The organism is Chryseobacterium proteolyticum (assembly GCF_046591535.1).
In the GTDB taxonomy this organism is placed as follows: domain Bacteria; phylum Bacteroidota; class Bacteroidia; order Flavobacteriales; family Weeksellaceae; genus Chryseobacterium; species Chryseobacterium proteolyticum.
In genome coordinates this window covers 92,500-106,431 of record NZ_JBJLWK010000004.1, presented here as the reverse complement: position 1 = coordinate 106,431, position 13,932 = coordinate 92,500, and the positions used below count along the sequence as shown (strand labels likewise).

Annotated in this window: 17 protein-coding genes; 11 read left to right on the top strand and 6 right to left on the bottom strand. The window is 35.1% G+C overall.

What is annotated here, in order from left to right:
- Window positions 1-46: 46 nt before the first annotated feature.
- Entirely contained in the window at window positions 47-1,252 is a 1,206-nt protein-coding gene (locus ACJ5H0_RS16260; RefSeq protein ID WP_411250544.1) for an NAD(P)/FAD-dependent oxidoreductase, read from the bottom strand.
- A gap of 111 nt (window positions 1,253-1,363) precedes the next feature.
- Between ACJ5H0_RS16260 and ACJ5H0_RS16255 the strand changes: the two genes are divergently transcribed.
- Window positions 1,364-1,744 carry a SpoIIAA family protein gene (locus ACJ5H0_RS16255; RefSeq protein WP_172276742.1) on the top strand — a complete coding sequence of 127 codons (381 nt, stop codon included), beginning with the start codon at window positions 1,364-1,366 and terminating at the stop codon, window positions 1,742-1,744.
- Window positions 1,745-1,777: 33 nt separating this feature from the next.
- Here the strand turns inward: ACJ5H0_RS16255 and ACJ5H0_RS16250 are convergent, their stop codons facing one another.
- Window positions 1,778-2,974 (bottom strand): MFS transporter, encoded by a 1,197-nt coding sequence (locus ACJ5H0_RS16250; RefSeq protein WP_458796245.1) that lies wholly within the window; start codon window positions 2,972-2,974, stop codon window positions 1,778-1,780.
- 188 nt (window positions 2,975-3,162) lie between these two features.
- On the opposite strand from ACJ5H0_RS16250, the gene ACJ5H0_RS16245 reads away from it, so the two are divergent.
- Window positions 3,163-3,807, top strand: coding sequence for a cupin domain-containing protein (locus tag ACJ5H0_RS16245; protein ID WP_411250539.1), 645 nt, complete (start codon window positions 3,163-3,165; stop codon window positions 3,805-3,807).
- Window positions 3,722-4,018 (top strand): helix-turn-helix domain-containing protein, encoded by a 297-nt coding sequence (locus ACJ5H0_RS16240; protein WP_411250536.1) that lies wholly within the window; start codon window positions 3,722-3,724, stop codon window positions 4,016-4,018. Before ACJ5H0_RS16245 ends, ACJ5H0_RS16240 begins: the two co-directional genes overlap by 86 nt.
- A gap of 96 nt (window positions 4,019-4,114) precedes the next feature.
- On the opposite strand, the gene lipA is transcribed toward ACJ5H0_RS16240, so the two are convergent.
- Window positions 4,115-4,981 carry a lipoyl synthase gene (gene lipA, locus ACJ5H0_RS16235; protein WP_172276733.1) on the bottom strand — a complete coding sequence of 289 codons (867 nt, stop codon included), beginning with the start codon at window positions 4,979-4,981 and terminating at the stop codon, window positions 4,115-4,117.
- A gap of 114 nt (window positions 4,982-5,095) precedes the next feature.
- Between lipA and ACJ5H0_RS16230 the strand changes: the two genes are divergently transcribed.
- Window positions 5,096-5,662 carry a hypothetical protein gene (locus tag ACJ5H0_RS16230; protein WP_411250534.1) on the top strand — a complete coding sequence of 189 codons (567 nt, stop codon included), beginning with the start codon at window positions 5,096-5,098 and terminating at the stop codon, window positions 5,660-5,662.
- 108 nt (window positions 5,663-5,770) lie between these two features.
- Here the strand turns inward: ACJ5H0_RS16230 and ACJ5H0_RS16225 are convergent, their stop codons facing one another.
- Complete coding sequence (locus ACJ5H0_RS16225) at window positions 5,771-6,331, bottom strand: RNA polymerase sigma factor (protein ID WP_273650931.1); 561 nt, start codon at window positions 6,329-6,331, stop codon at window positions 5,771-5,773.
- A gap of 276 nt (window positions 6,332-6,607) precedes the next feature.
- On the opposite strand from ACJ5H0_RS16225, the gene tyrS reads away from it, so the two are divergent.
- Entirely contained in the window at window positions 6,608-7,903 is a 1,296-nt protein-coding gene (gene tyrS / locus ACJ5H0_RS16220) for a tyrosine--tRNA ligase (RefSeq protein ID WP_411250530.1), read from the top strand.
- Window positions 7,904-8,033: 130 nt separating this feature from the next.
- On the opposite strand, the gene ACJ5H0_RS16215 is transcribed toward tyrS, so the two are convergent.
- Complete coding sequence (locus ACJ5H0_RS16215; RefSeq protein ID WP_411250528.1) at window positions 8,034-8,456, bottom strand: hypothetical protein; 423 nt, start codon at window positions 8,454-8,456, stop codon at window positions 8,034-8,036.
- Window positions 8,457-8,664: 208 nt separating this feature from the next.
- On the opposite strand from ACJ5H0_RS16215, the gene ACJ5H0_RS16210 reads away from it, so the two are divergent.
- Genes ACJ5H0_RS16210 through ACJ5H0_RS16195 form a run of 4 tightly spaced genes read left to right on the top strand, consistent with a single transcriptional unit; the run spans window position 8,665 to window position 11,280 of the window.
- A complete protein-coding gene (locus ACJ5H0_RS16210) occupies window positions 8,665-9,861 on the top strand; it encodes a hypothetical protein (RefSeq protein WP_411250526.1) in 1,197 nt (398 codons plus the stop codon).
- Complete coding sequence (locus ACJ5H0_RS16205) at window positions 9,833-10,657, top strand: sensor histidine kinase (RefSeq protein ID WP_411250525.1); 825 nt, start codon at window positions 9,833-9,835, stop codon at window positions 10,655-10,657. The genes ACJ5H0_RS16210 and ACJ5H0_RS16205 overlap by 29 nt, the downstream gene beginning before the upstream one ends.
- Window positions 10,647-10,904 carry a response regulator transcription factor gene (locus ACJ5H0_RS16200; RefSeq protein WP_411250522.1) on the top strand — a complete coding sequence of 86 codons (258 nt, stop codon included), beginning with the start codon at window positions 10,647-10,649 and terminating at the stop codon, window positions 10,902-10,904. Before ACJ5H0_RS16205 ends, ACJ5H0_RS16200 begins: the two co-directional genes overlap by 11 nt.
- Before the next feature lie 25 nt (window positions 10,905-10,929).
- Window positions 10,930-11,280 carry a response regulator transcription factor gene (locus ACJ5H0_RS16195; protein ID WP_411250519.1) on the top strand — a complete coding sequence of 117 codons (351 nt, stop codon included), beginning with the start codon at window positions 10,930-10,932 and terminating at the stop codon, window positions 11,278-11,280.
- Between the two features lie 54 nt (window positions 11,281-11,334).
- Here the strand turns inward: ACJ5H0_RS16195 and ACJ5H0_RS16190 are convergent, their stop codons facing one another.
- The gene (locus ACJ5H0_RS16190) at window positions 11,335-11,847 is read right to left on the bottom strand and encodes a hypothetical protein (protein ID WP_306611176.1); all 513 of its coding nucleotides are present in this window, start codon (window positions 11,845-11,847) and stop codon (window positions 11,335-11,337) included.
- 146 nt (window positions 11,848-11,993) lie between these two features.
- Here ACJ5H0_RS16190 and ACJ5H0_RS16185 point away from each other — a divergent pair, with 146 nt between their 5' ends.
- Both ACJ5H0_RS16185 and ACJ5H0_RS16180 read left to right on the top strand, forming a co-directional pair.
- Entirely contained in the window at window positions 11,994-12,632 is a 639-nt protein-coding gene (locus tag ACJ5H0_RS16185; RefSeq protein ID WP_411250516.1) for an alpha/beta hydrolase, read from the top strand.
- Window positions 12,633-12,741: 109 nt separating this feature from the next.
- On the top strand, window positions 12,742-13,920 hold the full coding sequence (locus tag ACJ5H0_RS16180; protein WP_411250514.1) for an aspartyl protease family protein: 1,179 nt from the start codon (window positions 12,742-12,744) through the stop codon (window positions 13,918-13,920).
- Window positions 13,921-13,932: the final 12 nt, after the last annotated feature.

Here is a 13,932-nt window from a genome sequence, read left to right as displayed (position 1 = left end):
AGTAATGATAAAACCAGGTGGATGATGTTTTGATAACCATCTGGTTTTATCTTTCAAACTTAAAATATCTCGATAAGGGATGTTTTTTATTTTTCATAAAAAGAGATGTCATTTCCATTCCTGTAACTGAAAAAGTAATCCCGTTCCCACCAAAACCAAGCACAAAATAGGAATTATTGAATTTCTCATGTTCACCTATATAAGGTAACCCGTCTTTAGTTTCCCCGAAGGTTCCAGCCCATACAAAATCTGTATAAAAATGGTAATCGGGTCTGATCTTTTTTAATGTTTTCAGAATCTGTCTTTCTTTTTTATCAAGCAATGCATCCCGCTTTTTCGCGTCATAAAAATCCTCATCCCCTCCTCCGATCAGTAACCTTCCGTCATCAGTAGTCCTCATATACATATAAGGTTCATCTGTATTCCAGACCAGTGTACTGGAGATATTTTTAAATTTATCATCATCAATCTCGGAAACTAGAGCATATGTGCTTTTGAGATCCACAAAATTTTCTTTGATCAGACTTTTACTCTCATAGCCTATACAATAAATGATCTTTTTAGCTTTGATCTGAGGTCCTTTTATTGTGCTTACAAGATTATATCCTCTGTAACTCTTTGCCGCTTTCATCTCTGTCTTATCAAATACAAGAAGTCCTTTCCTATGATTAAATTCCAATAATTCATGGGCCAATTTGAATGCATCTACGCTTGCTCCCTGCTTAGATACAATTCCTCCAAATGTATTTTGAAATCCGAATTCTTTTTGAATTTCTTCAGCATCCAGCCATTCCACTTCGAATCCGTATTTTTTTCTGGCTTCAAATTCCTGCTGCAACCACGGGACATCTTTTTTTCTTGACGCATAATACAGAGATCTCTTTCTTTTAAAACCGGCCTTTGATTTTAATTCTTTTGTAAGCTGTTCTATAATATCAATAGCATCTGAACAGGCTTTGTAGCTTTCAACAGCTCCTTTTTCCCCGATCTGATCAATCAGTTTAAAAAGTGGAATATCAATTTCATATTGCAGCATAGAAGTAGTGGCTGAGGTGCTTCCGTTACAAATCTCCCGTTTATCAATAAGGATCGTCCTGTATCCATCTTTTACCATCTGGTGGGCAATCAGACTTCCCGTTATTCCACCCCCGATAATCAATACATCACATTCTTCATCTGATTTTAAAGAAGGATAAGAGGCTGTCAATCCATTCTTTAATAACCAAAATGGTTCATTCGATTTTAAATCCATATTAATATTTTAAACTAAAATACTAATATTTGTGAGTATTTTAACGATTTTCGGACGATTATTGGTGTAATTATTGTTGGTGAAATACCACCAAACCATAAAAAATATACTATGATTACTATTATTCCAGATGCCCCGGAGAATGTTGCGGCGTTCAGCGCAACGGGAGAAGTGACCCGAGAGGACTTTGAAAACCTTGTTATTCCCCATGTAAAACAAAAGGTCGATCAGTTTGATGAACTTAATTATTTGTTGTATTTAGATACGGATCTGGAGAATTTTACCATGGGAGCCTGGTTACAAGACGCACTTTTGGGACTAAAAAACCTTGCTAAATGGAATCGTACAGCTATTGTCACGGATAGCAAAGGTGTTCAGAATTTCACCGATATATTCAGTGTCCTGATGCCCGGTGAATTTAAGTCTTTTCCTAAAGAAAATGTATACAATGCCCTTTACTGGTGTAAGAACGGTAATGAAGTTGAAGCATAAAGGGTTAAAAAAAGAGGCAAATGCCTCTTTTTTTTATTGATCTCCCGGAATACATTCCACTGTTATTTCTTCTGTTATAAGTTTTGAAGATCTGTATAAATACATATACCGTATACTGATCATCAGTCCTATAAACGTCATTCCGACACCCACCAAAGAAGGATATTTAAACGAAAATCCATTTTCTAAAGGAATTCCACCTAAAAATGCTCCCATTGCATTGGCAATATTAAAAGCAGCCTGCATAAAGGCCGCAGCCATCATTTCGCTTCTTGGAGCGGCTTTCATCATCATAATATTAATCGGGGCAGCCACAGACATTGATAACGCACCACATACAAAAGTAAGTACCAGAGCAATAATACTGTTTTCTGAAAAGAAAAATACACCTGCCAATGACGACATCATCAGAAGTAATAAAAGAGAACATGTTTTTTCGGGCCCTAATTTATCTGATAAAAAACCTCCAGCCAGATTTCCCACTACCATTCCTGCTCCCGCCAAAATCATAACATATGCCATCTGGCTTGCCTTAATGCCTGCAATGATGGTCATTAGTGGTGTAATATAACTAAACCAGGTAAATAGTCCGCCAAATCCTATTGCGGTAATTAATAATACCAGCCAGGATTGTTTATGTTTTAGAAATTTTAATTCCTCCAGAAAGTGTGTATCCTGCTTTGTTTCCATGGTAGGAAGCCAGAACTTTAAAAACAATAAGGCAAATAATCCAATTACCGCGACAATCACGAAATACCATCTCCAGTGGAAGGTATGCCCTATATAAGTGACCAGGGGCACCATTGCCAGGTTCGCTATAGTAAGCCCGGTGAACATTAAAGAAATATAGAATGCCTCCTTGCCTTTTCCTGCCAGCCGAGATGCCACTACGGTCCCTACTCCGAAAAATGCTCCATGTGGCAGGCCAGACAAAAACCGGATAATGAGCATTGATGTGTAATCTGGTGCTATCGCTGATAAACCGTTAAACAAAGTAAAAATCATCATTAAAACAATCAATACTTTTTTAGGTGGAAACTTCACAGAGTAACCGATTAATATCGGAGCCCCAATAACGACTCCTAGTGCATATGCAGAAATAAGATGCCCGGCTTCGGGAATACTTACCTGTAAAGTTTTAGCAATATCGGGCAGTAAGCCCATAATGGTGAATTCTGTTGTTCCAATCCCCAAACCACCAATGGCCAGTGGTATAATCCTCTTATCTATCATTCCCATATCATTTTGTTTCTTTCAATTGCTTCTTTGTTTTAGAGATAGTAAAAGCAATCCTATTATTTGAAAGTGCAAAAATCGATAGAAATTTTGAATTTTGCTTCCACTCAAATGATAAAAATTTGCTCCATATTGACCTTTTTATTTAATTTTAAATCTTAAAATAATCAAGATAGAACCAAATGAAAATCCAGAAAGAAATTATTGACTTCGAAAAAGGAAAATCATTCAAGCTTTTTTCTCCTTCCTTGAAAGACTGCTTTTTCTGGCATTATCATCCTGAAATAGAATTGGTTTATGTTGAAGCCATAAATGGAATCCGCCATATAGGAAAAGATATTTCCGGTTTTACTAATAGTGACCTTTTACTGATTGGCTCTAATGTTCCACATCTCAACTTCGATTACAAAATCCAAACAGAGTGCAGACAGATGGTTCTCCAGATGAGAGAAAATTTTTTACAGGATATTATTGATCCGGTTCCCGAATTTGACGATATCAGACATCTTCTGGAACGTTCCTATCTTGGACTATCTTTCTCCGGAGACACAAAGCGGATCGTCGTTGAAAAAATGCATAGCCTCATGACTACAGGAAATTTTGATTCCCTCATCGGATTAATTGAAATCCTACAGATCCTTGCCAACTCAAATGAAGTAAAAGAACTGAATAACGAAGATACCCGGATCAAATGGTTTCTTAACGATAAAATAAGAATGGGAACAATTTACGATTACATTCATGAAAACTATGATAAAAAAAACGAATGTCAATCACATTGCAGCAACAGTAAACCTGAGTACTGCGGCTTTCTGCCGGTATTTTAAAAAGCAAACCAATATGACATTTACTGATTTTGTAAACAACTACAGGATCAATCAGGCAAAGATATTTTTGTTAAAGGATTCGTCCGTAACGGAAGTTTGTTTCCAGGTAGGTTTTGAAAGTCTGTCGTATTTTAATAAGCTATTCAAACAGCATGTAGGTGAAACACCATCAGAGTTCAGGAAAAAGCATTTGGCTAAAATTGAGGGGTGATGAAGGCTAAATAGCTAAATTGAGTTTTGCTGATTTACATATCAACTGCCCTTTTCTAATAAAAAAAATCACTCCGTGTTGGAGCGATTTGTATTTTTAGTGAATATGTTTTTCTGCGTGATAAGAACTTCTTACAAGTGGTGAACTTTCAACATGTCTGAAACCTAAACTTCTTGCAAAATCACCGAATTCATCAAATTCTTCCGGTGTAATGAATTTTTTTACAGGAAGATGTTTTTTAGTAGGCTGAAGATACTGCCCCAAGGTAATCACATCCACGTTGGCATTTCTGATGTCCTCAATCGTCTGGAAAACTTCATCTCTTGTTTCTCCCAAACCAAGCATAACACCCGTTTTGGTTCTTCTCTGTCCTGCTTCTTTCAGGTATCTTAATACTTCAAGGCTTCTTTCATATTTCGCCTGAATTCTCACTTCCCTTGTTAAACGTTTTACTGTTTCCATGTTATGAGAAATCACTTCCGGAGCAACATCCACCAATCGATCAAGGTGCTTTGTTATTCCCTGGAAATCAGGAATCAATGTTTCCATTGTAGTTCCCGGAGAAATTCTTCGTACCGCATTTACAGTTTCCCCCCACAGAATGGATCCCATATCCTTCAGATCATCGCGGTCCACTGAAGTAAGTACTGCGTGCTTAATTTTCATTAATTTGATCGAACGTGCTACCTTCTCGGGTTCATCCCAGTTTACATCCATAGGTTTTCCGGTTTTTACACCACAAAATCCACAGCTCCGCGTACAGATATTCCCCAGGATCATGAAAGTTGCAGTTCCCTCACCCCAACATTCCCCCATATTCGGGCAGCTCCCGCTCTGGCAAATTGTATTTAATTTATATTTATCAACCAAGGTTCTCAGTTCTCTGTAATTCTTTCCGGTAGGCAGTTTTACACGAATCCACTTTGGTTTTTGAACGGTAGTGTCTTGAACTAAATTTTCCATTTCTAAAATTGAACTTCAAAGTTAAGGAATTTTTAATGGAAACCATCTAATGCAGAAATTGATGGAACACATAATTAAAAATATAATTGTAATTTAGATCACCAAATTTTTTCCATGAAAACAACCTTCTTCCTTTTATCTCTATTCTTCAGTATCATTTGTTCTGCCCAAAAAGAATTTCAACCGGTGGGATCTGAGATTATAGAAACCGTAGATGGCGATCTTGACGGAGATAAAATCCCAGAAAAAGTAATTATCTACAATACGAAAGATACTACGGATATGGGAAATATCCGTGAAATCCAGATTCTAAAAAAAACAAATGGTAAGTGGAGCATCTTAGAAAAATCAAGAAAAGCTATCCTCGAAAGCAATCATGGAGGAATGATGGGAGATCCTTATCAGAGTATGGCCATTAAAAAAGGAATTTTAGAAATTACTCAGGCTGGTGGAAGCAGCTGGAAATGGGGATACACCGATAAATACCGTTTTCAGAACGGACATTTCGAACTGATTGGTCACTCCCTTAGCTACGGAAGACCGGGAGACTATTGGGCGGATATTGATTATAACCTTTCCACCGGACAGTTGGTATATTCTAAAGAAGTAGAAGGTAAAGATAACCCAGACAACGGAAAATCTGAAAAAGAAACCGTCATAAAAAAAAGACTGGAAGATTAATCTACAAAACAGAAATTCAGAAGAAAGAACTTTTAAGTTTCCAAAAACAAAAGCTGAGTTTCATTTGTAGTCATATCTTTTGAAACTTGAGAGATATTTTAATACTTATCAATCCTCATCAAACTCATTGTTTTTGAGAAGCTCAGCCAGGACTTTTTTAGCACGCATTACCCTTACTTTGGTATTTGCAACAGAAATTCCCAACTCTTCAGCTATTTCTTTTATGCTTTTCTCTTCAAAAAATCTGAGTTTTATGATATCCTGATAATTGGCATCTAAGGATTCAATTGTTTTAATGATTTTCTTTTGCTCTTCATCAGAAATCATCAGTTCTTCCGGAGATTTGGCAAACTGGTTCTTCACTTCATCCAGGTTTTCTGTCGGATCCTGATTTTCACGGCTTCTCTTTCGCCAAAAATCAATAACCGTATTCTGAGCAATTGTCAGTATCCATGTTTTAAACTGAAAATGAGGATCGTACATATCCAGTTTAGATAACACCTTTGAAAAAACATTGACCGTAATTTCATCTGTATCATTTTCGTCACGGACTTTTTTCATCACAAAAGAAAAGACATCCACCCAAAAAACATTAATGAGTTTTGTTTGGGCCTTCTGGTCTTTTTCTTTAGCTTTCTGAATAAGTGAAAATAACTGTTCGTCGTTCATTAGTAACAAATATAATTTATTTTCAGGGAAATGACAATAAGGCTGAATGGCAAAATCGCAAAATCCAGGATTCATAAAACAGTTACCTGGACAGCTTTTACATGATAAAATGATTATGCCGTGATCGAGAAATCATGAAGGGTAAATTGACCCATATAGTATGGGATTCTTGCCTTTCAGTTTTTTGGCTTTTCGCTTTTTAGCCCTCACACTTTACCATCCGTACTTCTGAATTTACTATCTTTGCACAGTTAAATTTTAAAGAAAAATTATAATATGAATTCCTTTATTGAAGAATTAAAATGGCGTGGTCTTTTTGCTGATATGATGCCAGGAACCGATGAACAACTGAATAAAGAGGTAACTACTGCGTATATCGGTTTTGATCCAACTGCTGATTCTTTGCATATTGGAAGTCTTATTCAAATTAAAATTTTAGCTCATTTTCAACAGCATGGCCACAAGCCTATTGCATTAGTAGGAGGTGCTACCGGGATGATCGGGGATCCTTCAGGAAAGTCTGCAGAGAGAAATCTTCTGGATGAGGAAACACTTTTACATTATGTCGACTGTTTGAAAAATCAGCTTTCTCAGTTTCTGAATTTTGATGGAGATGGAGCCAATAAGGCTGAGTTGGTAAACAATTACGACTGGATGAAAAACATCTCGTTTTTAGACTTTGCCAAAAATGTGGGAAAAAACATCACTGTAAACTATATGATGGCTAAAGATTCCGTAAAGAAGAGATTCTCAGGGGAAGCCGGAGCTGAAGGGATGAGTTTTACTGAATTTACTTATCAGCTGATTCAGGGGTATGATTTCCTGCACTTGTACCAGAATAATAATGTAAAGTTACAAATGGGAGGTTCTGATCAGTGGGGAAATATCACTACAGGGACAGAACTGATCCGCAGAAAGGCACAAGGAGAAGCTTTTGCATTAACGGTTCCTTTGATCACGAAAGCAGATGGCTCCAAATTCGGAAAATCCGAGAGTGGTGAAAATTACTGGTTAGATAAGAAGAAAACATCACCGTATAAATTCTACCAATTCTGGCTGAATGCAACCGATGCTGATGCCGAAAGATTTATTAAATTTTATACATTCCTGGGTAAAGAAGAAATTGAAGCATTAATAGAAGAGCACAAAACAGCTCCACATGAAAGAAAGCTTCAAAAGAAATTAGCTGAAGAAGTAACCGTATGGGTTCATGGAAGAGAAGAATATGAAAAGGCTTTAAAGGCTTCAGAAATTCTTTTCGGCCGCTCCACTGCTGAAGATTTAGTAAGTCTGGATGAGGAAATTTTCCTTGAAGTTTTTGACGGAGTTCCACAAAAAGAAGTAGCAAAAGCAGATGTATTGGGAATCAACATTATTGATCTTCTTTCAGAAAAATCAGGATTTTTAAAATCAAAAAGTGAGGCCCAAAGAGAGATCAAAGGAAATTCAATTTCCGTAAACAAGCAAAAAATAAATGATACTTTTACAGCAAACGAAAGTGACCTGATCGATGGTAAATTTTTATTACTGCAAAAAGGAAAGAAAAGTTACTTCATTATTAAAGTTCAATAATAACATTTCAAATAAAAGAAAAACACTTTGGCTTGCCAAAGTGTTTTTCTTTTACAACAGACAATATTTTTTCAAGACAAAAGCCACGAGACTTCCCTCATGGCTTTACCATTAAAAAATACTGTTATGATTAGAAACTGTAACTAGCTGTTGCGGAAAGTGTTGTTCCACTGCCGGTTGCTTCTTTTTTCAATTCACCATCTATGTAAATCTGTACTTTAAGTGTAGAAGATGCATTAGCGCCCGTTCCTACTACTCCACCATTTACTATAACAGCTCCTGCGGGAACTGTAATTTCAGGGCTCGTCCAGCTTGTTCCGCTAAGTCCTGTAACTTGAGTATTATTAGCATCGTAACCATATGCTGCATTAGCTATATTACTTCCGGGAGAGGCTTGTGCTTTAAAAACTACTTTATGGCTGGATCCGGAACTTCCACCACCATTATTATCGTCATCATCATTACTGCACGATGCTATAAATCCTAAAAGCACCGTTGCAACCATTGCAATAAATGCTTTTTTTAGTCTACTATTTAACCCCGTTTTTTTCATAATTTTTTGTTTAAGTTTTCTACAATTTTTAATTCTATTGATTAATTGATTTGATACCTACAAAGCTATCCTGCTATTACATTCTTATCAATCCTTAAAAAACAGTAATTATTTCTACCTAATCTTAGGTATTTTTAGTGCTAAAAATTTTAACTAAATTGTAAGTCGGATAATATAAAATCCTAGCACATAATCAAAACTCAAAAAATTGAAAAGATTAGCTCTTGTATTAAGCATTTTGCTCTCTTTAACTTTACAGTCTAAGCAGATTATACCTCTTGATGAAAAGATTTATTTAGATAGCTTGCAGGGTATTATGAGATTAAAAAGGGATAATCAGTCAAAAGCTATTGCTTCATTTTTGTTATCTAATTATTATCGAAATATTGATTCTGTCCAAAGTAGACGATATCTTGAAGAAGGAAGGTCTTTAGCAAAGCCTACCTCCTTCATCTCAGCTCAATATTTTTATTATGAAGGGCAGTATTATTCAGATCGTAATAAAGCAAAGGCTTCATCTTCTTATTTAAAAGGAATTGAACTGTTGTCTCAATTTAAAACTAAAGGATCGGATCTCATACAATCTAAATGTTGGTTCGGCTATGGATTAGCTCAAAAAAATAAAGAAGGTTATCCGTTTCTCATTAAAACGATACTTGAAAAAAGCCTTCCACTGCTTGAAAAATACGGAGACAGTAAAATTCTGGCATTTGAATATACGCAGTTGGCCCTCATGCTAACCTATAATGCAGAATTTAAAAAGGCTGAAAATTTCAATAAAAAGGCAATTACAATGCTTGAAAAAAACGGTTATGATTCTACCGAATTATTCTTTGCCTATCTGAACACAGCCAGCAATTATTTTTACCAGGCTCAGGGAGATATGGGAAAATCTTTTCTGGATAAAGCAGAGAAACTCATTAAACCTTATCCGGATTCTTCATCCAATTCATTTTATCTTTACGGTAAGACCTTATATTACATCACAAAGCAAAAAAGCGAAGAAACCTTATCTACAATTGAAAAGGGACTTTATTATACCAGGAAATTTCATCAGAATTTGCTTACCCAAATGTTTTATCTTAATAAATACGATATCCTCAGGAGGCAGAAAAAATATCCTGAAGCCAGAAATTTACTAAAGAATATCCTAGCAGAAAAAACACTTGTTATCGATGCCAACAACAGGAAAACGATTTATTTCCAATTATCAAATATAAATGAGCAAATGGGAGATATCAGGGAAGCACTGGTGTGGCAAAGGAACTATTCAAAATTAAATGACAGCTTAAATAACGAAAATATTAAATTGGAGATCAACAAGCTGGAAACAAAATACAATACAGCAGAAAAAGAAAGAAAAATTGCCAGCCTGGATGCAGAAAAAAAAACAAAAAGAGCTTGAAGTAAGTAAGAAGAACTCTTATTTATGGGGACTCAGCCTGATTTTACTCCTCTTTCTTACTCTCGTCATTTTCTTATATATACTCTACAGGAATAACAGAAAGCTATCGGAGCAAAAGGAAATAAATCTTCAGCAAAAAATAAATGATATTAAACAAAAAGAAGAATTAAGCCTTACAAAGGCTATTCTGGATGGAGAGGAAAGGGAAAGAGAACGCATAGCCAAAGATCTTCATGATGGACTTGGAGGTATGCTTGCGGGAGTTAAAATTAATTTTTCTACCTGGTCTTCCAATAACCTAGCTGGCGAAAAGCAACAGGAATTTTACAGGATACTGGGGCAGTTAGATAATTCTGTAAGCGAGCTAAGACATATTGCCAGAAATCTCATGCCTGAATCTCTGCTTAATTTTGGCCTGGAGACAGCACTCCGCGATCTCTGTGATTTCTACACAAGGAAAAATTTGATTATTGACTTCCAGCCTCTCAATATAAACAAAAAGTTATCATTATCTACACAGCTTTCTATTTACAGGATCGTACAAGAATTGCTCGCCAATGCAGTAAAGCATTCAGAAGCTACCAATATTCTGCTGCAATGCTCTCAGGCTGAAAGTGCTTTTTTTATTACAATCGAGGATAATGGCAAAGGCTTTCAGAAAGATGTTGTACAACCTCAAAGTATGGGGCTCCGGAATATCAGAAACAGGATCAATTATCTTCAGGGGAAAATGGAGATCAGTACTGATCATGACGGAACCAGTATTAATATTGAACTCAATACGCATGAAAACTGATCTTATAAAAATTGTAATTGTAGACGACCATCCTATTGTTATCGAGGGACTAAAGATGATGCTGAAAAGTGAACCTTTATTTTCTATCTCTCAGAGTTTTACCTCAGGAATAGAAGCAGTAAACTTCATTAATTCCGATGAAGCGGATATTGTTTTTCTGGATATTGCATTACCGGATTCCAATGGGATTAATCTCTGTAAGGAAATTAAAAAAAAAATCACCCAATACCTCTGTTATTATGTTTAGCAACAGGTCCGAAAGGAGTATTGTAATGCAATGTGTACAAAATGGAGCCAGTGGATATTTACTAAAAAACACATCTATTGATGAGCTGATAAAATGTGTAAAAGGGGCTCTTTCGGGAGATATTGTATTTTGTAATGAGATCAAACAGATCATCAGCCAACCGTCTCAAAATGAAATTATGATTCCAAGACTTACCAAACGGGAAAAACAGATTTTAAGCTTATTGGCCCAGGGAAAAACCAGCGGATTAATTGCAAATGAATTATTTTTAAGCCCACTTACTGTTGATACGCATCGAAAAAATTTGCTTCAAAAATTTAAGGCTAAAAATTCAACAGAACTTATCACTCTTGCCTTGCAACAGAATATTATCTGAAAATAAGAAAACCGCCTAAATAAGCGGTTTGTTCTTTATCTGTAAATTTGATTCTTATAATTCCAAGAAGCTGTGAAAAACAGCAGCACTTAAAACACCTTTACCAACAACGGTATCACTCTTTGCCACTTCTCCATCAATCCAAATGTTCACAATAAGTTTAGAATCATCGTCAGGCATCGTTGCATTAGCTGAAAGATTTAACTGGGCCTGGCTAGAGTTAACAAAAAATTCTCCGCTTGACCAAGGAAGGGTAATGGGAGTCAATGTAGTATTATACATATTATTTACCGTAGTTCCAACCTGAGTAACGATGGTTTTTGAAATAACACCTGTACTCCCCTTTACTTCAAATTGTACGATATGATCTTTAAAGTCTTCATCGTCATCATCTTTTTTACAAGAATTTAATATAGAAATTACCGAAAATAATACGATGAATAAAAAAGAAAGTCTTAATAAACTTTTTGATTTGTAAAATTGCTTCATTTCTCCAAATAGATTTTTTAATGTTTCAAATATAGGTTTTTTATCAATATAAAAATAACTTTTATGAAAAATTTCCAATAAAGATTTCCAAACAATATCAAATCAATAAAAATAATATTTATGTCTGATTTTAAGCATTATTCATATTTTATAGTTAAAATTAAAGCCGTGATTATTCAAAACATAAAAATTTAGCAATTTGATTTATTACTTATCTTTGTAGTATGAATTTAGATTATATTGTAAGAGAACCAGAAAATATTACTTCTTCTACTCCAATACTTTTTATGCTTCATGGTTATGGAAGCAATGAACAGGATCTTTTTAGTTTCAGGGAAACCCTCCCCGCCGACTGGATCATCGTTAGTTTCAGGGCTCCAAAGAATACTCAATTCGAAGGATATTCATGGTATGACATTGATTTTAATAATCCAGAAAACTTTATAGATGTCCATCAGGCAAAAGAATCTCTGAACAGTGTTCTGGAGAATATTCTAAAAATAATTAATCAATACGGAATTACTGAAAGCAGGGCCCATTTATGCGGCTTCAGTCAGGGTGGAATTTTATGCTATGCCCTGGCATTACAATATCCTGATTTATTTAATTATGTGGCGTGTTTGAGCAGCTATCCTGAAGAGAAAATCTTAGGTGATATCGTTAGAGATAAAAAGAAATTGGAAAAGCTTAGATTTTTTATCTCCCATGGAACCGATGACGCTGTAATTCCATTAGAATGGGGAAGAAAGGCTGCAGATCTGCTGTATGAATTGAGTTGTTATTTTACTTTCAGAGAATACATGAGTGGACATGGAGTAAATCAAAAAAATTATATTGACCTTATGGATTTCTTTTCGAAATAATTTACGGATAATAAAACATATCAGACAAAACATTAAAAATTACATAAACATTCTCAAAATAGAGAATGTTTTTTATTTTACATAGTGATAAATTGCTTATATTCAGTAAATGAAATATCGATGTTTTATCTGGCTTTTATTGATTAGCATTTTTATCAATGCTCAGAACTCTTTTGAGATTAAAGATGCTAAAAAGACGGTAGTTCCATTTAAGCTGATTAATAATCTGATTTTCATTCCGGTTAATATTAATGGAGCAGATCTTACCTTTTTGTTAGATACAGGAGTTGCGGAAACATCAATTTTCAGCCTCGAAAACAAAGAAGTAAAACTAACAACGCTTGAAAAGATCAAATTTTCAGGTTTAGGTGGGAACGCAAGTATAGATGGATTTCGGTCTGATAATAATACAGGTACAATAGGAAAAAATTTTATCAACAAGTCTCTGAGCCTTTTTATTATCGTTAATCAGGAATTTAATATTTCTTCTCATGTAGGAATCCCTGTTAACGGCATCATAGGATATCATTTTTTTAAAGATCATGCTGTTTCTATAGATTACGTTTCCAAAAAGATTACCATCTACAACGATATTGAACTGCTTAGGAAAAAAACCAAAAGATTTGAGGAGTTTCCCATTTCTATTGAAAAAAATAAACCGTATATTGAAGCAGAGGTTGAAATGACCAATGAAAAAAAGACATCCAAACTCCTTATAGACTTAGGAAACAGCGATCCTATATGGCTCTTTCCTACTCTTATAAAGAATTTTGTGTACAACCGTCCTAATATTGATGATTTTTTAGGCAGAGGATTTAATGGAGATGTATACGGAAAAAGAAGCCGTATTCATAACTTTTACCTGGGGGATTTTAAGTTTGAAAAGCCTCTTACCGCGATGCCGGATGAGTTTTCTATTCAGCATGTAAATCTTGTTGAAAACAGAAGAGGTTCAGTGGGTGGAGAAATTCTCCGCCGATTTACTATCATTTTTGATTATCCTAACCAGAAAATCTACTTAAAGAAAAATAAAAATTATGACGACCCCTTCCATTTTAATATGAGTGGTCTTGATTTTCAACAGGATGGATTATCCTGGGAAAAAGATTTTGTAGCCCTTGAAACCGGTGCAAAAAAGGCAAGTAATGAAATCGAGGTGATTAATAATAACTTACAGTATAAATTTGTACTAAAGCCTTTATTTTCTATTGCAGGTGTACGTAAAGATTCTCCCGCAGATAGAGCAGGACTAAAAAAAAGACGACCGGATTATTACAATCAATGGTAGAAAAACCCTTGA